The 21,574-nt window shown below is 72.0% G+C and carries 22 protein-coding genes; 8 read left to right on the top strand and 14 right to left on the bottom strand.

Annotation, left to right across the window (positions count from 1 at the left end):
* Positions 1-25: 25 nt before the first annotated feature.
* Positions 26-499, bottom strand: a complete 474-nt coding sequence (locus tag OG707_RS18055; RefSeq protein ID WP_329119463.1) for a carboxymuconolactone decarboxylase family protein — start codon at positions 497-499, stop codon at positions 26-28.
* A 215-nt stretch (positions 500-714) separates the two neighbouring features.
* On the opposite strand from OG707_RS18055, the gene OG707_RS18060 reads away from it, so the two are divergent.
* Complete coding sequence (locus OG707_RS18060; protein ID WP_329119465.1) at positions 715-1,380, top strand: class F sortase; 666 nt, start codon at positions 715-717, stop codon at positions 1,378-1,380.
* Here the strand turns inward: OG707_RS18060 and OG707_RS18065 are convergent.
* Together OG707_RS18065 and OG707_RS18070 are read right to left on the bottom strand one after the other, a co-directional pair.
* Positions 1,355-2,554 (bottom strand): MFS transporter, encoded by a 1,200-nt coding sequence (locus OG707_RS18065; protein ID WP_329119467.1) that lies wholly within the window; start codon positions 2,552-2,554, stop codon positions 1,355-1,357. The two genes, OG707_RS18060 and OG707_RS18065, sit on opposite strands and share 26 nt — an antisense overlap.
* Positions 2,555-2,582: 28 nt before the next feature.
* Positions 2,583-3,074, bottom strand: a complete 492-nt coding sequence (locus OG707_RS18070) for a short-chain dehydrogenase (RefSeq protein ID WP_329119469.1) — start codon at positions 3,072-3,074, stop codon at positions 2,583-2,585.
* Between the two features lie 94 nt (positions 3,075-3,168).
* On the opposite strand from OG707_RS18070, the gene OG707_RS18075 reads away from it, so the two are divergent.
* Positions 3,169-6,483, top strand: coding sequence for an AfsR/SARP family transcriptional regulator (locus tag OG707_RS18075; protein ID WP_329119471.1), 3,315 nt, complete (start codon positions 3,169-3,171; stop codon positions 6,481-6,483).
* Here OG707_RS18075 and OG707_RS18080 read toward each other — a convergent pair.
* From OG707_RS18080 to OG707_RS18090, 3 genes are all read right to left on the bottom strand, one after another.
* Positions 6,461-7,243, bottom strand: a complete 783-nt coding sequence (locus tag OG707_RS18080) for an alpha/beta fold hydrolase (RefSeq protein WP_329119473.1) — start codon at positions 7,241-7,243, stop codon at positions 6,461-6,463. The genes OG707_RS18075 and OG707_RS18080 overlap by 23 nt on opposite strands.
* Before the next feature lie 85 nt (positions 7,244-7,328).
* Entirely contained in the window at positions 7,329-8,171 is an 843-nt protein-coding gene (locus tag OG707_RS18085) for an alpha/beta fold hydrolase (RefSeq protein ID WP_329127858.1), read from the bottom strand.
* 65 nt (positions 8,172-8,236) lie between these two features.
* Complete coding sequence (locus OG707_RS18090) at positions 8,237-8,902, bottom strand: DNA-binding response regulator (protein WP_329119475.1); 666 nt, start codon at positions 8,900-8,902, stop codon at positions 8,237-8,239.
* An 86-nt stretch (positions 8,903-8,988) separates the two neighbouring features.
* On the opposite strand from OG707_RS18090, the gene OG707_RS18095 reads away from it, so the two are divergent.
* Positions 8,989-9,903 (top strand): aldo/keto reductase, encoded by a 915-nt coding sequence (locus OG707_RS18095; protein WP_329119477.1) that lies wholly within the window; start codon positions 8,989-8,991, stop codon positions 9,901-9,903.
* Here the strand turns inward: OG707_RS18095 and OG707_RS18100 are convergent.
* Entirely contained in the window at positions 9,884-10,564 is a 681-nt protein-coding gene (locus OG707_RS18100; RefSeq protein ID WP_329119480.1) for a GAP family protein, read from the bottom strand. The two genes, OG707_RS18095 and OG707_RS18100, sit on opposite strands and share 20 nt — an antisense overlap.
* A complete protein-coding gene (locus tag OG707_RS18105; protein ID WP_329119482.1) occupies positions 10,557-11,882 on the bottom strand; it encodes a DUF1254 domain-containing protein in 1,326 nt (441 codons plus the stop codon). Before OG707_RS18105 ends, OG707_RS18100 begins: the two co-directional genes overlap by 8 nt.
* Before the next feature lie 144 nt (positions 11,883-12,026).
* Here OG707_RS18105 and OG707_RS18110 point away from each other — a divergent pair, with 144 nt between their 5' ends.
* On the top strand, positions 12,027-12,398 hold the full coding sequence (locus OG707_RS18110; protein WP_329119484.1) for a DUF6153 family protein: 372 nt from the start codon (positions 12,027-12,029) through the stop codon (positions 12,396-12,398).
* A 65-nt stretch (positions 12,399-12,463) separates the two neighbouring features.
* Complete coding sequence (locus OG707_RS18115; protein ID WP_329119486.1) at positions 12,464-13,051, top strand: DUF305 domain-containing protein; 588 nt, start codon at positions 12,464-12,466, stop codon at positions 13,049-13,051.
* A gap of 46 nt (positions 13,052-13,097) precedes the next feature.
* Here OG707_RS18115 and OG707_RS18120 read toward each other — a convergent pair whose 3' ends face one another.
* From OG707_RS18120 to OG707_RS18130, 3 genes are all read right to left on the bottom strand, one after another.
* Positions 13,098-13,508, bottom strand: coding sequence for a VOC family protein (locus OG707_RS18120; protein WP_329119488.1), 411 nt, complete (start codon positions 13,506-13,508; stop codon positions 13,098-13,100).
* A gap of 104 nt (positions 13,509-13,612) precedes the next feature.
* Positions 13,613-14,146, bottom strand: coding sequence for a PadR family transcriptional regulator (locus OG707_RS18125; protein ID WP_329119490.1), 534 nt, complete (start codon positions 14,144-14,146; stop codon positions 13,613-13,615).
* Between the two features lie 24 nt (positions 14,147-14,170).
* Positions 14,171-16,198, bottom strand: coding sequence for an NADPH-dependent 2,4-dienoyl-CoA reductase (locus OG707_RS18130; RefSeq protein ID WP_329119492.1), 2,028 nt, complete (start codon positions 16,196-16,198; stop codon positions 14,171-14,173).
* 52 nt (positions 16,199-16,250) lie between these two features.
* On the opposite strand from OG707_RS18130, the gene OG707_RS18135 reads away from it, so the two are divergent.
* Positions 16,251-16,559, top strand: coding sequence for a DUF6191 domain-containing protein (locus OG707_RS18135; protein WP_329119494.1), 309 nt, complete (start codon positions 16,251-16,253; stop codon positions 16,557-16,559).
* Here the strand turns inward: OG707_RS18135 and OG707_RS18140 are convergent.
* On the bottom strand, positions 16,553-16,936 hold the full coding sequence (locus tag OG707_RS18140) for a nuclear transport factor 2 family protein (protein WP_329119496.1): 384 nt from the start codon (positions 16,934-16,936) through the stop codon (positions 16,553-16,555). The two genes, OG707_RS18135 and OG707_RS18140, sit on opposite strands and share 7 nt — an antisense overlap.
* Before the next feature lie 92 nt (positions 16,937-17,028).
* Between OG707_RS18140 and OG707_RS18145 the strand changes: the two genes are divergently transcribed.
* Together OG707_RS18145 and OG707_RS18150 are read left to right on the top strand one after the other, a co-directional pair.
* On the top strand, positions 17,029-18,819 hold the full coding sequence (locus OG707_RS18145) for a S9 family peptidase (protein ID WP_329119498.1): 1,791 nt from the start codon (positions 17,029-17,031) through the stop codon (positions 18,817-18,819).
* A 65-nt stretch (positions 18,820-18,884) separates the two neighbouring features.
* Positions 18,885-19,658: an SURF1 family protein gene (locus OG707_RS18150; protein ID WP_329119500.1), complete on the top strand. Its 774-nt coding sequence runs from the start codon at positions 18,885-18,887 to the stop codon at positions 19,656-19,658.
* On the opposite strand, the gene OG707_RS18155 is transcribed toward OG707_RS18150, so the two are convergent.
* A complete protein-coding gene (locus OG707_RS18155; protein ID WP_329119502.1) occupies positions 19,622-20,743 on the bottom strand; it encodes a hypothetical protein in 1,122 nt (373 codons plus the stop codon). The genes OG707_RS18150 and OG707_RS18155 overlap by 37 nt on opposite strands.
* Complete coding sequence (locus tag OG707_RS18160) at positions 20,740-21,429, bottom strand: SigE family RNA polymerase sigma factor (protein ID WP_443071346.1); 690 nt, start codon at positions 21,427-21,429, stop codon at positions 20,740-20,742. The genes OG707_RS18155 and OG707_RS18160 overlap by 4 nt, the downstream gene beginning before the upstream one ends.
* Positions 21,430-21,574: the final 145 nt, after the last annotated feature.

A 21,574-nucleotide genomic window follows, 5' to 3' on the forward strand; every position in this document is an offset into this window, starting at 1 on the left:
CTAGCCAGCGGGTGCGGGGCCGCCTTCAGGCGAACTGGCCGGGCACGTAGTCGCCCGCGGGCAGTCGCACGAGGACGTTCAAGCGGTTGTAGGCGTTGATGATGGCGATGAGGGAGACGAGCGCGATGAGCTGCTCCTCGTCGTAGTGCTTGGCGGCGTTCTCCCAGACCTCGTCCGGTACGCCGCCGGCCGCGTCCGCGATGCGGGTGCCCTGCTCGGTCAGTTCCAGGGCCGCGCGCTCGGCGTCGGTGAAGACCGTGGCCTCCCTCCAGGCGGCCACCAGGTTCAGCCGGGTCTGGGTCTCGCCTGCGTGTGCGGCGTCCTTGCTGTGCATGTCGGTGCAGAAGGCGCAGCCGTTGATCTGGCTGGCGCGGAGCTTCACCAGCTCCTGCGTGGCGTGCGGCAGCTCCGTACGGGTGACGGCGGCGCCGGCCGAGTTGATGTGGCGCAGGACCTTGGCGCCGACCGGGCTGGTGAAGGGGTTCAGTCGAGCTTCCATCGTGGGCTCCTCAGTGGTTTCTGTTGGCTACACCCCTTTGACGGAACGGACCGGCCGAATGTGACGGGCCCCGGTGACCTGCGGACTCCGCGCATCCGGGTGACGCGGCAGGGAGATGCGCGGCTGGAAGTGACGCCTCGTCAGCAGGCGTCGTGCCGGGGCGCGGGGTGTGCTCGGGAGGTAGTCCCCCGTTCGCTTTCGCCGGAGGTTCCCCCATGCGTTCCACCGAATCCGGCAGCGAGGGGATCGCGCGCCGCGGCCTGATGGCGGCTGCGACCACCATGGCCCTCTGCCTGGGCATAGCCATGATCAGCAACGGCGCCTCGGCGGACGGGCCCCCGCCGCAGCCGGGCGCCGCCCAGGCCTTCGACAGCTCGGCCCCTTCGGGCGGCGAGTCGCGCGTCGCCCCGATGGCCCCGTCCGTACCGCAGCGCGTACGGATCCCGGCGCTCCACCTCGACGCCCCCCTCACCGGCCTCGGCCTGGACGACGAAGGTCGTCTCACGGCGCCGCCCGAGGACGACCGCAATCTCGCCGGCTGGTACGAGGACGGCACCACCCCCGGCGCCACCGGCACGGCGGTCGTCGCCGGCCATGTCGACACCCACGAGGGTCCGGCCGTCTTCTACGGGCTCGGCGCCCTCAAGAAGGGCAACACCGTCGACGTCGACCGTGCCGACGGAACCACCGCCGTCTTCACGATCGACGCCATCGAGGTCTACGCCTCGGACGACTTCCCCGACAAGAAGGTCTACGGCCGCGCCGCCCGCCCCGAACTGCGCCTGATCACCTGCGGCGGCGGCTTCAGCAAGGCCAAGCAGGAGTACCTGGGCAATGTCGTCGTCTTCGCCCATCTCACCGGGAAGAAGCCGCGCGCCTGAACCCGTGCGTGCGCGCCGCCAGCACCACGATCAGAACCGGCACCAGGAGTACGAGCACGCTCCGGGGCAGCGAGGCGGCGCCGGCCGCGTCGAGGAGGATCCCGCCGGCCACACCCCCGGCGGCCATCGCCGCGTTCCAGAGCGTGACCAGCATCGCCTGCGCCGCGTCCGCGGACTCGCCGCCCGCGTCGGCCGCGGCGGTCTGCAGCAGGGTGGGGATGCCGCCCCAGCCCAGGCCCCAGAGGGCGGCCGCCACGTAGACGAGGGCGGGGCTGTCGGAGAGTACGGCCAGCAGGGCGGCGGCCGCCCCGACCAGGACCGTGCCCGCGAGCGTCAGCGCACGGAGGTGGCGGCTGATCGTCGCGCCCACGATCCAGATGGAGAGGAGGGAGGCGGCGCCGAAGGTGAGGAGGACCAGGTCGGTCGCGTCGCCCATGCCGATGTGGTCGAGGAAGGCGGCGACGTACGCGTACAGGATCGTGTGCGCCAGGACGAAGACCAGGGTGACGAAGAGGACCGGGGTCACTCCGGGGATGCGGAGGGTGTGGAGGAGCGGGCTGTTCTTGCCCGACTGGCGCTGACCCGGGAAGTCGGGGACGGCTGCTGTGATCCAGGCGAGCAGGGCGGCGGTCAGTCCCGTCATCGCCAGGAACGCCGTCTGCCAGCCGACCGCCTTGCCGAGGAACGTCCCTGCGGGGACACCGAGGGAGAGGGCGAGGGGGATGCCCGCCATGGCGATCGCGATCGCCCTGCCCTGGAGGTGCGCGGGGGCGAGCCGGCGGGCGTAACCGGCGAGGAGCGCCCAGGCCACGCCCGCGGCCACTCCGGCGACGAAGCGGGCCGCCATCGTGAGGGCGTAGTCGGAGGAGAGGGCGGTGACCGTGTTGGCGGCGGCGAAGCCCGCCATCGCGGTGAGGAGGAGGCGCTTGCGGCGCCAGCCTGAGGTGAGGGCGGAGAGCGGGATGGCGGTGAGGGCGGTGCCGATCGCGTAGACCGTCACCGTCTGGCCGGTCGCGGACTCGCTGACGTGGAGGTCTGCGCTCATCGCGGGGAGGAGGCCCGCGGGGAGCGTCTCGGTGAGGCTGGTGATGAAGACGGCGGTGGCGAGGGCCAGGAGGGCGGGGAGGGGGAGTGTGCGGGGAGGGGTGTGCTGTGGGGTGAGGGTGCTGGTCATGGCTGCTTCTGTCCTTTGGGTGCTGGGGTCAGAACTGGCTTGTGGCGATGGGGAGTTGGGCGCACGTCGTGTACGGGGCGTCCGCCGCCAGGAAGAGTGCGGCGCGGGCCGCAGCGTCGGTCCTGGCCGCGTGGCCGCAGTCGGGGGCCACGGCGTTGACGCGGATGCCGTGGGCGGTGAGTTCGGCGGACAGTGCGCGCAGGGCGGGGCGAGGAGTGGCCTGCGTGAAGACGACCGCGGCGCCGTCTCGGAGGACGGGGAGCAGGGCCAGGACTATCTCGCGGCCTGCGGGGAGGAAGAGGTAGTCGACGGTGGGGGCGAGGGTGGCGATGGCTGTCGGATCGGTCCGGTCGGACGTCAACACCTGTGCGCACGGGCCCAGTTCGGCTTCTGTGCGGGTAGGCGTGCGGGTGGTCACGAGGATCTTGGCGCCGCCCTCGATCAGGCGTTTGGCGATGGCGAGGCCCAGGCCCGTCGCGCCGTCGACGACGACCGCTGTTCTGCCTCCGTACTTGGTCATGCGGCCGAGCGTGCCCGGGGGTGCTTCGGGCGGGCTGATGGTTCGCTGACGGTTCGCCGACCGGCCTCTGAGCAGGGCTGTGTACGGTGGCGCCATGCGGTTCGGGGTGCTGGGTACGGTGGCGGTGTGGGGCGGGGACGGGGAGCCGGTCAGGGTTCCCGAGGTGAAGGTCAGGGCGCTGCTGGCCGACCTGTTGACGCATGAGGGGCGGGTCGTCTCCGCCGACCGGCTCATCGACGACCTGTGGGGCGAGGAGCCGCCCGGCCGCCCCGCCAACGCGCTGCAGGCCAAGGTCTCCCAGCTGCGACGGGCGCTCGGGCGCGACCGGGTCGTCCACCAGGCGCCCGGCTACCGGCTGCGGATCGACGCGGCGGACGGGGATCTGCTGGACGTGGAGGAGTTCCGGGCGCTGGTGGGGCGGGCCCTGCGGGAGGATGATCCGCGGGCGCGGGCGGGGTTGTTCGGGGAGGCGCTGGGGGTGTGGCGGGGGGCCGCGTACGCCGACTTCGCCGACGAGGAGTTCGTACGGGCTGCTGCGGGGCGGCTCGCGGAGGAGCGGGTCTCGGCGGTGGAGGAGCGGGCGGAGGCGCTGGTCGAGGCGGGGGAATTCGGGTTGGTGGGCGCGGAGTTGGCGGAGCTGGTGGGGGTGCATCCGCTGCGGGAGCGGTTGCGGGCGGTGCAGATACGGGCGCTGTATCTGGCGGGGCGGCAGAGTGAGGCGCTGGCCGCGTATGGGGAGGTGCGGGGGCGGCTGGCCGAGGAGTTGGGGGTTGATCCGGGGGTGGGGCTTGTTGCTCTGTACGAGGGGATTCTGCGGCAGGATCCTGGGCTTGGTCCTGGGGCGGGGATTCTGCGCCAGGGTCCGGGATCGGCTCCTGGGAGCATGTCCCCCAACCCGCCCCTTCCCGAAACTTGGGCTCCCGCCCCAGACCCCGGGCCCCGGTGGGCGGGGGCTTCGCCCCCTGCGCCCCCGATTCGGGGGCTCCGCCCCCGGACCCCCGCTCCTCAATCGCCGGAGGGGCTGAATTTGGCCGGTGCGCGCTCGAATTTTGCGGGCACAGAGATCGCCCGTGTCGGCTTCGCCCCGCTCACCCCTCTGATCGGCCGCGCCCAGGCACTCACCTCGGTCTCCCAACTGCTCCTCTCTCACCGCCTCGTGACCCTCACCGGGCCCGGCGGCGTCGGCAAGACCCGGCTTGCGGTTGCCGTCGCCGGGGAGTCGCAGGCCGACGCCTTCCCCGACGGGGTTCACCTCGTCGAGTTCGCCGGGCAGCGCGGCGACCTCGCCCAGCTCGTCTCCGACTCGCTCGGGCTGCGCGACGACACCTCCGCACCGCGCGCCCCCGAACTCGCCCTCGCCGACGCCCTGCGCGAGCGTCGGGCCCTCCTCGTCCTCGACAACTGCGAACACGTCGTCGACGCCGCCGCCGACCTCGCCGGCCTCCTCCTCCATTCCGCCCCCGGCATCCGCGTCCTCGCCACGAGTCAGGAGCCGTTCGGGATCGCCGGTGAAGCCGTCTTCCTCGTCGAGCCGCTGCCCGAGCGCGACGCCGTACGGCTCTTCGCCGAGCGCGCCGGCGCCGCCGCACCCGGCTTCTCGCTCGACAGCGGCAACGAGCGCTCCGTCACCGAGATCGTGCGCCGCCTCGACGGCATTCCGCTCGCCCTGGAGCTCGCTGCCACCCGTGTACGCGCCCTGGGTGCACAGGAGTTGGCGGTCCGGCTCGGCGACCGGTTCCGTGTCCTCACCTCCGGGCGGCGCGGTGCGCCCGCCCGGCAGCAGACGCTGCGCGCGGTCATCGACTGGAGCTGGGAGCTGCTCAGCGCCCCCGAACGCATCGTGCTGCGCCGCCTCGCCGTCCACCGCGACGGCTGCACCCTGTACGCCGCCGAGGACGTGTGCGCGGGCGACGGCGTGGAGCGCGACGCGGTGCTCGATCTTGTGGGGCGGCTCGTCGAACGGTCTCTCGTCGTCATGGTGGAAGGAGCTGAAGGGCCCCGCTACCGGCTCCTCGAATCCGTCGCCGCCTATGCCACCGAGCGGCTCGAGGAGATGGAGGATCTCGACGGCGTACGCGCACGCCATCTCCTCCATTATCTGCAGCTCGCCGAGAGCTCCGCCCCTCAACTGCATGGTTCAGAGCAGCAGTTGGCGCTGCGGCGGCTGGATCTGGAGAGCGCCAATCTCCGCGCCGCCCTCGACGAGGCCGTACGCCGCGGAGCCTCCGACGACGCCGTACGTCTCGCCTCCGCCCTCTCCTGGTGGTGGCTCCTCCGCGGCCGCCTCCACGAAGCCCGCCGCGCCCTCGCCGCCACGCTCGCCGTCTCCCCGCCCGGCTCCGCCCCGCACGTCCTGCACGCCGCCTTCGTGCTGCTGACCGGCGACCGTCCCGAGGCGGCGGACGTACGGACCGACGACGGCCGCGCCACCTGGCTGTACGCGTACGCCCTCCTCAACACCAACGGCCCCGACGCCGCCGAGCAGCACAACACCCGCGCCCTCGGCCTCTTCACCGCCACCGGCGACCGCTGGGGCACCGCCGCCGCGCTCGGTCTGCGCGCCGCCCTCTCGCTGGCCCGCGACGACCTCTCCCGCATCGAGGACGACGGGCAGCGCAGCGCCGCCGCCTTCCGTGAACTGGGCGACCGCTGGGGAGAGTTGTTGTCCGTCAACCCTCTCGCCTCCCTCGCCGAGATCAAGGGCGACTACGCCGAGGCCGAGCGACGCCACCAGGAAGGCCTGGACCTCGCTCGCGAACTCGGCCTCCAGCGCGAGATCTCCGCCCGCCTCTCCGGCCTCGGCCGCCTCGCGCTGCTCGCCCACGACTGGGACCGCGCCCGCGACCTGCACGAACAGGCACACCGGCTGGCCGTCGAGCAGGGCTACACCTTCGACGAGGTCCACGCCCTGATGGGCCTGGCCCTCGGCGCCCGCCGCTCCGGCCGGCTCGACGACGCCGATACGCATCTGCGGCACATCCGCGACACGTACGCGTCCACTCCCGTCGGCGAACACCTCCTGCACACCGAGTTCGGCTTCATCGCCGAACTCCGCGGGGACGCCGCCCTGTCCGCGTCCCACCACCTCACCGCCCTGGCCACCGCCCACTCCATCGGCGAACCGCGCGCCCTGGCCCACTCGCTGGAGGGCCTGGCCGGAGCGGCCTCACTCGCCTCGGACGCACGTCTCGCCGCCCGCCTGCTCGGCGCGGCGGACGCGGCCCGCCGGAGTGTGGACGCCCCGCTCCCGTCCGCCGAACGCGGCGACGTCGACCGGATCACGGCTCGGGCCCAATCGGCCCTGGGGCAGGAGGAGTTCGAGGCGGAGAACCGGCACGGCGCGGAGCTGACCCCCGATGAGGCCGGACGTCTCGCACGTACTTCGCTCAGCCCAGAAAGTCGACGATGAGCTTCTGCCACTCCTCGGGGCGCTCCGCGAACGGCAGGTGTCCGGTGGCGATGTCGGCGGTCCGCGCGCCGGGGATGCCCGCCGCGAGCTGCCGCTGAAGCGCGGCGGGGACCAGGGGGTCGCCCGTCGTGGTGATCACCAGCGTGGGCGCGGAGATGCCCGCCAGGTCCTCCCGTACGTCGATCCGGCCCACGAGCTCGGTCTGTTCGGGCGTACCGGCCGGCAGCGAGCCCGCGGTCAGCTCGATGGCTTCGCGCAGGGCGTCGGCCGGAATCGCGTTCAGGGTCTCGTGGCCGAAGGCGGCGTACGTGAGGAACTCCGCCAGCAGCGCATGGTCCCCGGCCTCGTACAGCCTGCGCCAAATGGCCGCGGCCAGAGCCAACTTGGCGTCTGCGTGGGCGAACGTCGCGGTCAGCACCAGCGCCGTGACGCGCTCGGGGTGACGGGCGGCGGCGCGGATCGCGACGGGGCCGCCGAGCGAGAACCCGGAGATCGCGAAGGTCTCAAGACCCTCGGCGACCGCGGCGGCGACCAGCTGGTCCGCCAGCTCGTCCGGGTCGAAGGGGGCGTCCGCGCGCGGGGTCGCACCGGAGCCCGGGTAGTCGGCGCCGACGACGGTGCGGTGGGCGGCGAGGCCGTCGAGTATCGGCCCGTAGTTCGCCTCGATGCCGCCGCCCGCACCGTGCGCGAGGAGCAGCCCGGGTCCGGAGCCGCGCACGGTGCGGGCGAACGTCGGTGCGGGCAGGGTGAGTTCAGACATGGCAAGGCCCCCATCAATCTGTAGTGATCGATACGGAAGGACCGTAGCACGATCCGTATCGACCACTACAGAATGGGTGCCCGGCCTACACCGGCAGCGGACTCTCCGCGATGAAGCCGCGGATCTCCGCCACCAGGACGTCCGGATTGTCCAGCTGGACGAGCGTCGCAGCCCCGGGGATCTCCACGTACCGCCCGTGCGGCAGCAGTTCGGCGAGCCTGCGGCCGGTCGCGGGCGGCATCATCCGGTCCTCGGCGCCCCAGGCGACCAGGGCGGGCCGGTCGAAGGTCCGCAGCCGCTCGGCCGCCCTGAGATAGACGTCCTTCTTTCCGTCGCGTACGAACTTGCGCAGGTCGCGGCGGATTTCGGCGCTGGTGTGCAGCGGCCGGTACCAGCGGCGGATCAGCTCGTACGGAATCGGGCGCACGGCCATCCCGCCCAGCGAGGTCTTCATCCGCACCAGGAACGGCACCTTGAAGGACTGCAGCAGGAGGAAGAGCCCGCCGGGGACGCCACTCGCCGCGTAGAGAGCCTTGCCCTGAAGGCCGGGCGGGTAGTTCTCCAGGGCCTCGCAGGAGGTGAGGACGAGGCGGGCGACGCGCTTGTCGTCGACGCCGACGAGGAGTTGGGCCGTGCCGGCGTCGTTCTGGACGAGGGTGACGGCGTGCAGGTCGAGGCGTTCGAGGAACTCACCCAGGAGCGCCGCGACCCCCTCCGCCGACAGATCGGCGTCCGCGTTCATCGGGATGCGGTGGCCGCCGATCGGGAGGACGGGCACGATCACCCGGAAATCCGGGGCCAGTTGATCCGAGACCGCCGACCAGACCGTCTCGTCGAAGCCGAGCCCTGGCACCAGGACGACGACCTCACCGGAGCCCCCGGTGTCGGTGAACTCCACGGTGCCTGCGGAGAGTTGGACCTGCTGCATGGCGGTGCCTCTCACTGGACGACTGGACGAACCGGTCTGGTGAAAGCGTAACCGCGCCTCTGCTGTCAGGCGCCGACGCCCAGATCCCGGGCCCGTACCCCCGCCTGGAAGCGCGACGTGGCGTCGAGCGTCTCCATCAGTTCGGCGACCCTGCGGCGGTAGGTGCGCAGCGACATGCCGAGCTGCCGGGCCGCCGACTCGTCGGTGTGGCCCGCGCCCAGCGTGCGCAGGATGCGGCGGGACTCCTCGGTGAGGTCGGGGCGGGGGCGGCCGGTGAAGGCGGCGATGCTGTCCGCGGTCTCCCAGGTGGCCGCGATCAGCGAGCGGATGCTGTTCACCACCTCCGGGGTCCTGACCACCGTGTACGTACGGACGCCGTGCTCCGGAGCCCCGGCCAGGATCGCGGTCCTGCCGTCGAGGACGATCGCCTCGTGCGGGAGCGGGGCGGCGGCGATGCGGACCTCCGGGCCCGTGGAGGCGATCCGCAGGACCCTCCGTACGGACTCGGCGTCGGCCACCGCGCGCGGGGTGTAGAGCTTGCGCATCACCAGGCCGGGGATCATGTGCGGGCGCTTGCCGCGCGCGAAGGCGGCGTTCACCCCGGGCGAGAAAGTCCACGGGTCGGTGGCCGCGACCAGGAACTCCTGCCGTACCCCGGCGATCAGATCCCCTGCCCGGGCCACGAGGTCCTGGTCGCCCCGGAGGGTCACGATCGGTTCGGTGGTGGTCATGGTCCGGACATCTTGCCGCCCGCCGCCGCGTGGCAGCAAGATGCCACTTCTGCCGGTCCTGGGCGGTGCGGCCGCAGAATCGCCCCATGACGAAGACTGATGAAGAGGTACGTGCCGACGCCGCCGAACGCTGGGCACTCGGCGGAGACCTGTCCGTGGCCCGTACGGGCTTCGGGGCGATGCGGCTGCCGATGCGCGACTTCGGCATCCCCGGCGTCGACCCGCGGCAGGCGATCGCCGTACTGCGCCGGGCCCTGGAGCTCGGCGTCGACCACATCGACACGGCCGCCTTCTACTTCCACCAGGACGTCACGGCGAACGCCCTGATCCGTGAGGCGCTCCACCCCTACCGCGACGGCCTGGTCATCGCCACCAAGGTCGGCCCAGGCCGCCGGCGCCCCGACGGCAAGTGGCTCACGCCCGCCGGGCCCGCGGAGCTGAAGGCCGCCGTGCACGCCAATCTGCGCGAGCTGGGCCTGGACTCTCTCGATCTGGTCTATCTGCGGCTCCAGCCGCCGGACGACGGGGACCTCGCCGAGCGCTTCGGCGCGCTGGCCGAACTGCGCGACGAGGGGCTGATCCGGCACCTGGGGATCAGCAACGCCACCGCCGACCAGCTCGCGGAGGCGCAGCGGGTCGCGCCGGTGGCGGCCGTGCAGAACCGGTTCAGCGTGGGGAGCCGTACCGACGCCGCCGTACTGGACGCCTGCACGGACCAGTCCATCGCCTTCGTCCCGTACTACCCGCTGGTCGGCAAGGGCGGCGACCAGGCCGTCTCCGACGCCGCGCTGCTGAAGGAGATCGCAGGGCGGTACGGCGTGAGCCCGGCGCAGGTGAAGCTCGCCTGGCTGCTCGCCCTCTCCCCCTCCGTGCTGATCATCCCCGGCACGTCCTCGCCCGCCCACCTGGAGGAGAACGTCGCCGCGGGCGCGCTCCGGCTCGACGCGGCGGACCTGGCGGCGCTGGACTCGATGGCCGGGGTCAGCCGGTCAGACCACTGATCGCGTCACCGACGTACTTGAACCCGAGGATCACCAGGACGGTCGTCATGATCGCCGCGTTGTGCCGGGACATCCAGGCCTTCCAGCCGGCCAGTACGTCGGCCGCCTTCGCGCCGCCGAACAGATAGACGGCGAGCGGCAGCGTCGCGCAGAGCGACGCGATGACGACCATCAGGGCGGCGGCGACCGCCTTGCCGCCGCCGCCTGCCGTGCTGGAGGCGATGGAGACGGCGCCGCCGACCGCCAGGACGAGGTTCTTGGGGTTGGCGACCGCGAGCGCGGCCGCGAGACCGGCGGACTTGCCCGGCGTGAAGTGGTCGATCGCCGCCATCCAGCCCGGCGGCTTCGCGTCCTGGCCCTCGCGCGGGCGGTCCTTCCACTGCTTGGCGCCCATGAGGAGGAACAGCAGCCCCAGCGCCAGCTTCAGCCAGAGCGTCCAGGTGGCGGGGCCTTCGTCGCCGCCCGATGCGTTCGCGCCGGATCCTGCCAGGACGACGACCGTGACCAGGGCGGCCAGCGAGAGGGTCCAGCCGAGGGCGAAGGCGATGCCGTTGGAGCGGCCTCGCGGGGTCGCGAGCATCAGGATCACGGCGATCAGCGGGAGCGGGCTGATCGCGATGCCGACCGCGGAGGTCAGCATCTGGCCGATCGCGTCACCCATGGCGGGCGGTGAGGGCAGGGAGGGTCCAACTGCCGTTCAGGACCGAGGGGTCGGGGCCGTAGACGCGGAGGATCACGGTGAAGGGACCTTCGGGTGCGGGAAGCCAGTTGGCGGTCTGCTTCGGGTCCTCGGGCTGCTTCTTCTGTACGTACAAGGTCAGGCCGCCGTCCTCGTCGTACACGAGGCCCGGGGTGCGGTCGCCGATCGAGTAGCGGTCGATGGGGTTGTCGGTGAACAGGCGCAGCGGAAGCCCGTAGAGCGACGCCGACCAGAAGAAGCGGGCCGGCGGCAGCTGTCCCGGCGGGAAGTGCAGGGTGTAGTCGTGGTCGGCGGCGTTCGGGGGCCGGTTGCCCTGGTCGTCCTGCAGCCAGCCGCCGTACCAGGCCTCCTCGGAGGGCAGTCCGTACAGGCCCTTGTCGGCGCCGATGGCGCGGTCGAGATAGCGGGTGCCGAGCTCGGCGCGGGTGCCGAAGAGGTGGGCGGAGCCGCCCGTGCGGCTCTTCGCCTCCTCCAGCCGCGCCCGCGCGTCCGCGATGCCCTGCTCGACGGCGGCGCTGATGTCGGGCTTCAGGGAGGACGGTTCGAACTCGCCGGTGCCGGTCACGCCGAGCGCGGCGAGGCGGTCGCGCAGGTCGCGCTCGCTGTCGAGTACGGGAAAGAACTGGAGGAGGAAGTCGAGGTACGTGAAGAACTCGACGGTGTCCAGGGCCTCTTCGCGCCAGACCGGCCACGCGGGCTCGTCGGGCGGGTGGGGCGCGGCCCGGTCGAGGAACTCCGAGAGGGGGCGGAGCCGGTACTGCTCCTGGATGGCGCGGAGGGTCGGCACGTCGTCGGTCCCGGCGAGATACGTACGGCCGAGGATGCCGACCAGGAAGGTGTCCGCGCGCAGGACCCCGGCCAGACCGCCGGGGACCTCGCCGCGCCAGCCGGGGCCCGCGAGGAGGTAGTGGCCGGGCTCCTGGCCGGTGGTGCGGGCGCCGATGTAGCCGATGTAGGAGGTGTCGAGGTCGTGGAAGGGGAGGACGTAGTAGCGGTCGACGGCGGGAACCGTGATCACCCAGGGCTCTGCGCGGAGGTCGAACCAGGCCCAGGAGTAGGGGGTGTCGTTGTTCGGCGTGACGATGTCGGTGTTGGCCGGGGTGGACGGCGCGGAATAGTGCCGGAAGGTGCCGAATCCGCCGACGTAGCGGGGGTCGGCGGAGTCGATGGCCTGCGGATACACCGTCCGGTAGTTCTCCAGGAGTGCGAAGCCCCAGATCCATCCGTCCGCTGCGGTCTGCCGGGCTTCTTCCGGTGTCGGCGGCGTGAGCTGGGCCATCCTGAACCTCCCGCTTTTGTGCATTCTGGGCCGTTTTGCGACTCCTCCGGAGTGTAAATTGCATCGGCTCGGGGCGCCTGTGCGGCGGAATACGGGATGACATACCCTCTGGGGGTACGTGAGTTCCGAGGCGGAGGTGCGGCGGTGGGCGCGAGGCGGTGGGTGCGACTGCTGGTCGTCGTGGTGCTCGCGCTCGGCGTCTTCGTGATGCACACGGTGGGGCATCCGACGGAGAGCGAGGGCCCGGGGGCTTCGCACAGGTCTGCCGCCGCGATGGCCTCCTCCCCCGAGGCGCCGGCGCACGACGCCGTACAACTGCCGCCGCACGCCATGGACATGGCCTCGTTGTGCGTCGCGGTGCTCGGCTTCTGGGCGTTCGCGGCGCTGCTGTACGCGGCGCTCGCGCGGCGGGCGGAGTGGGCGGGGCGGGTGCCGGTGGCCCTGCTCCGGGTGGTGCGGGGGCGGCCGCCGCCGCGTACTCCCGATCTCACCGAGTTGTCGGTACTGCGGATTTAGGCCGACGGGCGATCTCTCCCCGTCAGTCCATTTCTCAACGCACAACGACACGAGGTGTGTTCGGCATGACCAAGTCCAAGTACAGCAAGCGTATGGCGTTCGGAGCTGTCGCCGCGGCCGGGAGCCTGCTGCTGCTCGCGGGCTGCGGAAGCAGCGACGACAAGCCGAAGGCGGCGGCATCGTCGTCGTCCGCGTCGGCCTTCAACGACGCGGACGTGATGTTCGCGCAGATGATGATCCCCCACCACCAGCAGGCCCTGGAGATGGCGGAGCTCGCCGACGGCCGGGCCTCCGACGCGGAGATCAAGTCCTTGGCCGGGGCGATCGAGAAGGCCCAGGACCCGGAGATCAGGACGATGACGTCCTGGCTGAAGGGCTGGGACGAGCCGGTCACGGCATCCGGGATGAACCACGGGATGAGCGGGATGATGTCCGCTGCGGACATGTCGCAGCTCAAGGCCGCCAAGGGGGTGGCCTTCGACCGGAAGTTCGCGGAGCTGATGATCGGCCACCACGAGGGGGCGGTCGAGATGGCGCGTACCGAGCAGAAGGACGGGCGTGACGCGGGCGCGGTCGCGATGGCCGACGACGTGGTGAAGGCCCAGTCCGCGGAGATCGCTCAGCTCCGCAAGGTCCTCGACCGGCTGAGTTAAGCAAATACCGTGCGGGCCGGGGCTGTTGACCCGGCCCGCACCGCCGTCAGGCGTTGGACCAGGGGCGCGTGCAGAGCACCAACCGATAGCCGTCCGGGTCTTCCACCGTGACGCCCCATTCGTTCCAGTACGGGTTCGGCGACGCGACACGCTTGCCGCCGTGCGCCTCCAGGGCGGCGACCATCTCCTCGGGGACGGGGCCGTCCAGGTAGATGACGAGCAGGTCCTCCTCGGTGGGGCGCGGTGCGGTGAACTGCCCCTCGCTGTAGACAAGTTCGAGGTGCCAGGACGCGTCGGGGGCTCCCACCATCAGCAGATCGTGATGGCCGGGCGTGCCGTCCCCCTTGGCGCTGTACAGCACGCTCAGCCCGAGACCTTCCGCCCAGAACCGCTCCGCCGCGGCGAGATCGCGGGACGGGCGGGCGATACGGATGTGGCTCTGACCGGTGAACGGCACGAGGGTCCCTCTCCTCAAGCGGCCCGCTCGGCTGCGGGCCCCGCCCGGAGCGTAGGCTCCCGGCGATCTTGCGCACATCGGCCCGCGGCCGTAGGTCCGTCGGACTAGTCCCTGGTCTCGGCGAGTGCCTCGGCGAGCCACCCCGTCCAGAACGTCTCCAACTCGATCCCCGCCCGCAGCACCAGATGCCGGAGCCTGTCCGCCTCCTCCAGGCCCGCAGGCTCCGGGAAGTCGCGGGTCTCGATCTCCCGGTACTCCGCCAACTGCCGCTCGTGCAGCCCCAGATGGCGCCGGATCTCCGCGTCGAGCCCCTTCGCGCCGACCACCGCCGCCGCCCGCAGCCGCAGCAGGAGCGGGTCGCGGTACGGGCGGGGGTCCTCCGGCGTGGTCACCCAGCCGATGAGTTCCTCGCGGCCCGCGGGCAGGACCTCGTACTCCTTCTTCTGCCCGCGGGTCGGCGCAGCGGCCGGCAGCGTGCGGATCTGTCCGGCCGCCTCCAGTTTCCCCAGCTCGCGGTAGATCTGCTGATGCGTCGCCGACCAGAAGTAGCCGATCGACTTGTCGAAACGGCGGGTCAGCTCCAGCCCCGACGAGGGCTTTTCGAGCAGAGCGGTGAGGATCGCGTGCGGGAGGGACATGGGCGAAAAGTACCCGCTGCCGCGTCAGACCGTCGCCGCGAGCCGCGTGCCCTGGTCGATGGCGCGCTTGGCGTCGAGCTCCGCGGCGACGTCAGCGCCGCCGATGAGGTGGACCGTGGCGCCGGCCGCGGTCAGCTCCTCGTACAGGGCGCGCCTCGGGTCCTGGCCCGCGCAGAGCACAACCGTGTCGACGGGGATGCAGCTCGCCACGGAGTCGACCGTGATGTGCAGGCCCTCGTCGTCGATGCGGTCGTACGTCGCGCCCGCGACCGTCGTCACGCCCCGGTGCTTGAGCTCAGTGCGGTGGATCCACCCCGTCGTCTTGCCCAGTCCCGCGCCGACCTTGGACGTCTTGCGCTGCAGCAGATGGACGGTGCGCGGCGGCTTCGGGCGCTCGGGGGCGCGCAGACCGCCCCTGGTCGCGTACGACGTGTCGACGCCCCACTGGCGGAAGTACGTCTCGGGGTCCTGGCTGGCGGCGTCGCCCGCGTCCGTGAGGAACTCCGCGACGTCGAAGCCGATGCCGCCCGCTCCGATGACCGCGACGCGGTCGCCGACGGGGGCGCCGTCGCGCAGCACGTCGAGGTAGCTGAGGACGGAGGGGTGGTCGATGCCGGGGATCTCCGGGGTGCGGGGGGAGACACCGGTGGCGACGACGACCTCGTCGTACGCGGCCGCCGCGAGGTCTCCGGCCGTGACCGTGGTGTTCAACTTCACGTCCACACCGCGGAGTTCGAGCTGCGTGCGGAAGTAGCGCAGCGTCTCCTCGAACTCCTCCTTGCCGGGGATGCGCTTGGCGACGTTGAGCTGGCCGCCGATCTCGTCGGCCGCGTCGAAGAGGGTGACGGCGTGCCCGCGCTCGGCGGCGGAGACGGCGAAGGCGAGTCCGGCGGGCCCGGCGCCGACGACGGCGATCCGCTTGGTCCTGCGCGTGGGCGAGAGGACGAGCTCGGTCTCGTGGCAGGCGCGCGGGTTGACCAGGCAGGAGGTGATCTTGCCGCTGAAGGTGTGGTCGAGGCAGGCCTGGTTGCAGCCGATGCAGGTGTTGATGGTCTCGGGTCGGCCGGCCGCGGCCTTCGCCACGAACTCGGGGTCGGCGAGGAACGGGCGGGCCATCGACACCATGTCCGCACGTCCCTCGGCGAGCAACTGCTCGGCGACTTCAGGGGTGTTGATGCGATTGCTCATGATCAGCGGGATCGACACCGCGCCCATCAGCTTCTTCGTCACCCAGGTGTACGCGCCGCGCGGCACGGAGGTCGCGATGGTGGGGATGCGCGCCTCGTGCCAGCCGACGCCGGTGTTGATGATCGTGGCGCCGGCGGCCTCGATCTCGCGGGCGAGCGCGGTGACTTCGTCGAGGGTGGAGCCGCCGGGGACGAGGTCGAGCATCGAGAGCCGGTAGATGAGGATGAAGTCGGGGCCGACCCGCTCGCGCGTGCGCCGCACGATCTCGACGGGGAAGCGGATGCGGTTCTCGTACGAACCGCCCCAGCGGTCGGTGCGGTGATTGGTGCCCGACGCGATGAACTCATTGATGAGGTAGCCCTCGGAGCCCATGATCTCGACGCCGTCGTACCCGGCGGACTGCGCGAGCCCGGCAGCGCGTACGAAGTCCTCGACGGTCTGCTCGACGTCGGCGTCGCTCAGTTCGTTCGGTACGAACGGGCTGATGGGGGCCTGGATCGCGCTCGGTGCGACGAGGTCCTCGTGGTACGCGTACCGCCCGAAGTGCAGGATCTGCATGGCGATCCGGCCGCCCTCGCGGTGGACGGCGTCGGTCACGGCGCGGTGTTCGGCGGCCTCCTCCTCGGTGGTCAGCTTGGCGCCGCCGCCCCAGGGCCGGCCGGCCTCGTTGGGGGCGATGCCGCCGGTGACGATGAGGCCCGCGCCGCCGCGGGCGCGCTCGGCGTAGAAGGCGGCCATCCGCGCGAAGCCGTTCTCCGCCTCCTCCAGGCCGATGTGCATCGACCCCATCAGCACGCGGTTGGGGAGCGTGGTGAAGCCGAGGTCGAGGGGGCTCAGGAGGTGGGGGTACGGGTGCTGGCTCATGGACCCGAGTTTATGCAACTAGGTGCACAAAGAATAGTGTGAGACTGGCCGCATGGAATTCGTCATCTTCCTGACCCTCCCCGGACTGGTCATCCTGCTGACCGCGGTCGCCTTCGCCGACCAGTTCCTGCGCATGGCCGGCCGGGGCCGCGGCCACCGTCAGTCGACGGTGTCGGCCACGGGCTTCGAGCAGCTGCACGCCGCGTTCTCACCGGGCAAGGTGGCGGAGCTCAAGGAGCGCCAGAGCTCGCTGCTGATGCGCGACGACGAGGAGGACGGCGCACCGCCGAACCGTACGACCGTCGACCTGGACGGCGGCACGGCGGTCGTACGGATGCCGGAGGCCGGCCCCGCTCAGTAGCGCTCCACCAGCTGCTCACGCCCGGCCGGCGGCTCGTACGGCTCGGGCCAGAAGTCGGTGACGGCGGCTATGCGCCCCTCCGCGTCCCCGGTGAAGAAGCTGACGGCATGCGCCGCCTCCACCCCCGTCTCGACGAGAAGCCAGGTCACGACCTGGTCCCCCTCGGAGACGATCCGCTCGATCCGGACCCGCCAGTCGCCCGGGTACTCCCGGTTGAACTGCAGATACCGCTCACGGCCGCGGATCCGCTCACGGGTCTGCGGGAGTTCGTAGACGACGTCGTCGGACAGAGTGGTGCCGAAGGTCTCCCAGTCGCGGACGTCCGCCGCGGCCCAGTAGGTCTCGACTGCCTTGCGCAGAACGGTCGATGAGGTCATACCCCGAGTCTGCACCGCCCCACTGACAACGACTTCCCGCGCTCCACCGGGGCGCGGCCCCCGTTGTCGTACCCGCGGCGCAGAATGGGTCCATGACCGCTGAGATGCCAGACATGCCCGACTGGGAGAAGCGCTTCCGCGCGCCCCGCGTGGACCTCCCCGACTGGGCCGAGGACGCCCCGCACCGCGCGCTGTTCGTGTCCAACGCCACCGGGACCTACGAGCTCTACGCCTGGGACCGCGCCACCGGCGAGCAGCGGCAGGCCACCGACCGGCCCAACGGGACCACCGACGGGATCCTCTCCCCCGACGGCGAGTCCATCTGGTGGTTCAGCGACACCGACGGCGACGAGTTCGGCGTCTGGATGCGGCAGCCCTTCGCGGGCGGCGGCACCGACGAGCCCGCCGTGCCCGGGCTCGACCCCTCGTACCCCGGCGGCCTCGCGCTCGGCCGGGACGGGACCGCCGTCGTGGGCCGGTCGACCGACGACGACGGCTCCACGATCCACGTCGTACGGCCCGGGGACGCACAGCCCGCCGAGATCTACCGGCACCGCGAGTCCGCGGGCGTCGGCGACCTCTCCCACGACGGGGACCTGATCGCCGTCGAGCACACCGAGCACGGCGACGCCATGCACTCCGCCCTGCGCATCGTGAAGCTCGACGGCTCGACGGTCGCCGAGCTCGACGACACCCGGGGCGGCACCGAGGAACTGGGGCTCGCCGTCCTCGGGTTCGCGCCCGTCGCGGGCGACACCCGGCTCCTGGTCGGGCACCAGCGGCGCGGCCGCTGGGAGCCGATGGTCTGGGACACGGCGTCCGGCACGCAGACCGACCTCGCCATCGACCTGCCGGGCGACGTGGGCGCCGAGTGGTATCCGGACGGCTCCGCCCTCCTCGTCTCGCACAGCTTCGAGGCGCGCAGCGAGCTCTGGCGCTACGACCTCGCGTCCGGCGCCCTGGAGCGGGTCGAGACCCCGCCGGGGACGGTCTCGGGCGCGACCGCCCGCCCCGACGGCACCGTCGAGTACCTCTGGTCGTCGGCCGCGCAGCCGCCCGTGGTCCGCTCGACCACGGGCGCGGTCGTCCTCGATGCGCCGGGGATGAAGCCGCCGCCCTCGGTGGCCGTGGAGGACGCCTGGGTCGAGGGCCCCGGCGGTCGTATCCACGCGCTCGTACAGCGTCCGCAGGGCGAGGGCCCGTACCCCACGGTCTTCGAGATCCACGGCGGCCCCACCTGGCACGACAGCGACGCCTTCGCGTCCGGGCCCGCGGCCTGGGTCGACCACGGGTATGCGGTCGTACGGGTCAACTACCGCGGCTCGACCGGTTACGGAAGGGAGTGGACGGACGCCCTCAAGCACCGCGTCGGCCTGATCGAGCTGGAGGACATCGAGGCCGTACGGGAATGGGCGGTCACCTCCGGCCTCGCCGACCCCGCCCGCCTCGTCCTCTCCGGCGGCTCCTGGGGCGGCTATCTGACCCTGCTCGGCCTCGGTACGCAGCCGGACGCCTGGGCGGTCGGCCTGGCGGCGGTCCCGGTCGCGGACTACGTCACGGCGTACCACGACGAGATGGAGGCCCTGAAGGCGATGGACCGCACGCTCCTCGGCGGAACGCCGGAGGAGGTCCCGGAGCGCTTCGAGGCGTCGTCCCCGCTGACGTACGTCGACGCGGTGCGCGCCCCGGTCTACATCTCGGCGGGGGTGAACGACCCGCGCTGCCCGATCCGCCAGGTCGACAACTACGTGGAGCGGCTGGCCGCGCGGGGTGCGGTGCACGAGGTGTACCGGTACGACGCGGGCCACGGGTCGCTGGTGGTGGAGGAGCGCATCAAGCAGGTCCGGCTCGAGCTGGACTTCGCGGCGAGGCACCTGGGGTAGGTGTGCGGGGGCGGGGGGCCTACCCGCTCGCCCCCGCCCCACCGCGCCCCCGTACCGTGGGAGGCGTGTACCGGTTCCTGCTGACCCCCCGCTGGTGGGGGATCAACGTCTTCGTCCTCCTCGCCATCCCCTTCTGCATCTTCATGGGGTCCTGGCAGCTGAGCCGATTCGAAGCCCGCGTGGCCACCCACACCGCCGCCGAGAAGGCCCCGGACCCGGCCACCCAGGCCTCCGCCCCGCTCGACTCGCTGCTGCCCGTCGACACCAAGACCTCGGGGCGGCAGGCGACGGCGACCGGGACGTACGGGGATCAGTTCCTCGTCCCGGGGCGGCAGTTGGACGGGCACAGCGGTTCCTACGTGCTGAGCCTCCTGCGCACCGACAGCGGCAAGGCCCTCCCCGTCGTCCGCGGCTGGCTGCCCACCGGCAAGAAGGCCCCGGCCGCCCCCACCGGCGACGTCACGGTGACCGGTTCGCTGCAGGCCTCCGAGAACACCGAGACCGACGGCGCGCACACCGACGGCGGGCTGCCCTCCGGCCAGGTCGGCATGATCAGCGCCGCATCCCTCGTCAACCTGGTCCCGTACCAGGTCTACGACGCCTGGATCACCCTCCCCAAGGCGACCCCGGGCCTCACCGCGGTCCCCGCGACCGCCCCGCCGAACACGGGCCTCGACCTGAAGGCGTTCCAGAACCTGGGGTACACCGGCGAGTGGTTCGTCTTCGCCGGGTTCGTCGTCTTCATGTGGTTCCGGCTGATCCGGCGCGAGGCCGAGACCGCCAGGGACGTGAAGCTCGGGATCTACGAGGCCGAGGAGTCCAGCACCCCGGTGCGGTAGATCGTCCCCGCGCACGCGTTGGGGATGGTGGCCTCCGCGGTCGGCGCCCCCGGCTCCGCCGTGTGCACCACGGCGACGCTGCCGTCCGAGGTGCCGCCGTCGGTGCCCAGCTGGGTGTCGGTGCCGGACGGGAGCGAGTCCCCGCTGGTGGAGCCCGAGTCCGTACCGGTACCCGGCGACGCCGTCGGTGTGGGCGTGGGGTCGCTGGAGGGGTTGGTGGCCGGGCAGGTGTCGGTCGGGACCCAGGCGAACTTCACCGCGTACGTCGCCGCCGGCGCCAGCGCCACGGCGTCCGTCTCCTGCGAGGGGTCGGGCAGGCCGGTCGCCGCGTCGCCCGAGGTGTGCTCGACGACCTTGATCTTGGACCGGTCGGCGGCGCCCTCCACGTGGAAGTCGACCTTGCCCGCGTCGCTCACCGCGCACTGGGTGCCGGAGTCGTTGGAGATCCGGAAGGTGCCGTAGACCTTGCCGCTCGCGTCCGGCGTGCCCGCACTCTGCTCGACGACGCGCAGCTGGTTCGGGTCGCAGGCGGGCAGGTTGGCCACGGCGCTGTCCGCCGGGTCCGCTCCCCCACCGCCGGCGACGGTGCCCTGCGGGTCCGTGGCGGGGTCCGAGCCCGTGCCCTTCGTACCGTCGCCGGAGCCGGGGTCGGTGGCCGACCCCGACCGGCTGTCGGCGCCGGGGTCGCTGTCCTGGGAGCCGGTCTGCTCGCCGGTGCCGCCCTGCGCCTGTTGGTGCCCGGCCGTCGCGGGCCTGTTCTGCGACCCGTTGCCCGCGTTGGCGACATGGATGAACGCCGGAACGGCCGTACCGGCCAGGAGGACCGCAGCACACGCGCCGACGACCGCCTGCCGCTTACGGGCCTTGCGCGCCGGAACCGCCCGGCGCAGATGGTCGAGCGCGTCCTCGGAAGGCTCCAGCTCCTGTACGGCGCTGCGCATCATCCGGCGGAGCGCGAGCTCGTCCGTATCGAGACCGCTGGACAGCTTGTCCGGCCCGTCGTTCGACATTCCATTCCCAGCCTGGTTGTTCTTCACGAACTTGTGCTCGCGTCCGTGCCCCTGCCCCGCATCCCATCGGCTCATGCCGGAGCCTCCATGGCGATCCGCAGCGCGGCGATGCCCCGGGAGCCGTACGCCTTCACCGAGCCCAGGGATATCCCCAGCGTCTCGGCGACCTGCGCCTCGGTCATGTCGGCGAAGTACCGCAGGACGAGAACCTCGCGCTGACGGCGCTGGAGGCCGCGCATGGCCTTCTTCAGCGCGTCCCGCTCCAGCAGGTCGTAGGCGCCCTCCTCCGCCGATGCCATGTCGGGCATCGGTTTGGAGAGCAGCTTCAGACCGAGGATGCGGCGGCGCAGCGCCGACCGGGACAGATTGACGACGGTCTGGCGGAGGTAGGCGAGGGTCTTCTCGGGGTCGCGGACGCGCTTGCGCGCCGAGTGCACCCTGATGAACGCCTCCTGTACGACGTCCTCGCACGATGCGGTGTCGTCCAGGAGCAGCGCGGCGAGACCCAGCAGCGACCGGTAGTGGGCGCGGTAGGTCTCGGTGAGGTGATCGACGGTGGTACCCGCGGCCATGATGTCGTCAGCGCCCTCGCGCTGTGACGGTATGCCCGTGACGGACGAGGCGGACGGGGTGGGCCGTGCGGCCGGCACGGGCGCGATCACCGGCATACCGCCGAAGGTGCGGGGTCGCCGAAGGGGGCGTACCACCGCGCCACGAAGGGGCGGTGCCGCCACCGCTGCAAATTCGAGAACCTCTGCCACGCCAGTTGGACACGCTTCCCCCCGTCAGGGTTGTACGCGTGTGGCATCAATTCTGCCGCTGCGACACATGCCCACATACGTACCCGCACTTCCCCAATGCCCCGATTTTCACGGCATCTTGCGCAGGGGCGACCGCAAAGACGCT

Source organism: Streptomyces sp. NBC_01465 (assembly GCF_036227325.1).
Classification (GTDB): Bacteria; Actinomycetota; Actinomycetes; order Streptomycetales; family Streptomycetaceae; genus Streptomyces.

What these genes read in the sequence shown, in the direction of transcription:
- OG707_RS18105 (WP_329119482.1), bottom strand. Translation starts at nt 11,882, where the DNA reads ATGGCCCAGCTCACGCCGCCGACACCGGAAGAAGCCCGGCAGACCGCA.
- OG707_RS18055 (WP_329119463.1), bottom strand. Translation starts at nt 499, where the DNA reads ATGGAAGCTCGACTGAACCCCTTCACCAGCCCGGTCGGCGCCAAGGTC.
- OG707_RS18095 (WP_329119477.1), top strand. Translation starts at nt 8,989, where the DNA reads ATGACGAAGACTGATGAAGAGGTACGTGCCGACGCCGCCGAACGCTGG.
- OG707_RS18130 (WP_329119492.1), bottom strand. Translation starts at nt 16,198, where the DNA reads ATGAGCCAGCACCCGTACCCCCACCTCCTGAGCCCCCTCGACCTCGGC.
- OG707_RS18115 (WP_329119486.1), top strand. Translation starts at nt 12,464, where the DNA reads ATGACCAAGTCCAAGTACAGCAAGCGTATGGCGTTCGGAGCTGTCGCC.
- OG707_RS18145 (WP_329119498.1), top strand. Translation starts at nt 17,029, where the DNA reads ATGACCGCTGAGATGCCAGACATGCCCGACTGGGAGAAGCGCTTCCGC.
- OG707_RS18075 (WP_329119471.1), top strand. Translation starts at nt 3,169, where the DNA reads ATGCGGTTCGGGGTGCTGGGTACGGTGGCGGTGTGGGGCGGGGACGGG.
- OG707_RS18090 (WP_329119475.1), bottom strand. Translation starts at nt 8,902, where the DNA reads ATGACCACCACCGAACCGATCGTGACCCTCCGGGGCGACCAGGACCTC.
- OG707_RS18070 (WP_329119469.1), bottom strand. Translation starts at nt 3,074, where the DNA reads ATGACCAAGTACGGAGGCAGAACAGCGGTCGTCGTCGACGGCGCGACG.
- OG707_RS18100 (WP_329119480.1), bottom strand. Translation starts at nt 10,564, where the DNA reads ATGGGTGACGCGATCGGCCAGATGCTGACCTCCGCGGTCGGCATCGCG.
- OG707_RS18135 (WP_329119494.1), top strand. Translation starts at nt 16,251, where the DNA reads ATGGAATTCGTCATCTTCCTGACCCTCCCCGGACTGGTCATCCTGCTG.
- OG707_RS18080 (WP_329119473.1), bottom strand. Translation starts at nt 7,243, where the DNA reads ATGTCTGAACTCACCCTGCCCGCACCGACGTTCGCCCGCACCGTGCGC.
- OG707_RS18125 (WP_329119490.1), bottom strand. Translation starts at nt 14,146, where the DNA reads ATGTCCCTCCCGCACGCGATCCTCACCGCTCTGCTCGAAAAGCCCTCG.
- OG707_RS18140 (WP_329119496.1), bottom strand. Translation starts at nt 16,936, where the DNA reads ATGACCTCATCGACCGTTCTGCGCAAGGCAGTCGAGACCTACTGGGCC.
- OG707_RS18085 (WP_329127858.1), bottom strand. Translation starts at nt 8,171, where the DNA reads ATGCAGCAGGTCCAACTCTCCGCAGGCACCGTGGAGTTCACCGACACC.
- OG707_RS18060 (WP_329119465.1), top strand. Translation starts at nt 715, where the DNA reads ATGCGTTCCACCGAATCCGGCAGCGAGGGGATCGCGCGCCGCGGCCTG.
- OG707_RS18065 (WP_329119467.1), bottom strand. Translation starts at nt 2,554, where the DNA reads ATGACCAGCACCCTCACCCCACAGCACACCCCTCCCCGCACACTCCCC.
- OG707_RS18155 (WP_329119502.1), bottom strand. Translation starts at nt 20,743, where the DNA reads ATGAGCCGATGGGATGCGGGGCAGGGGCACGGACGCGAGCACAAGTTC.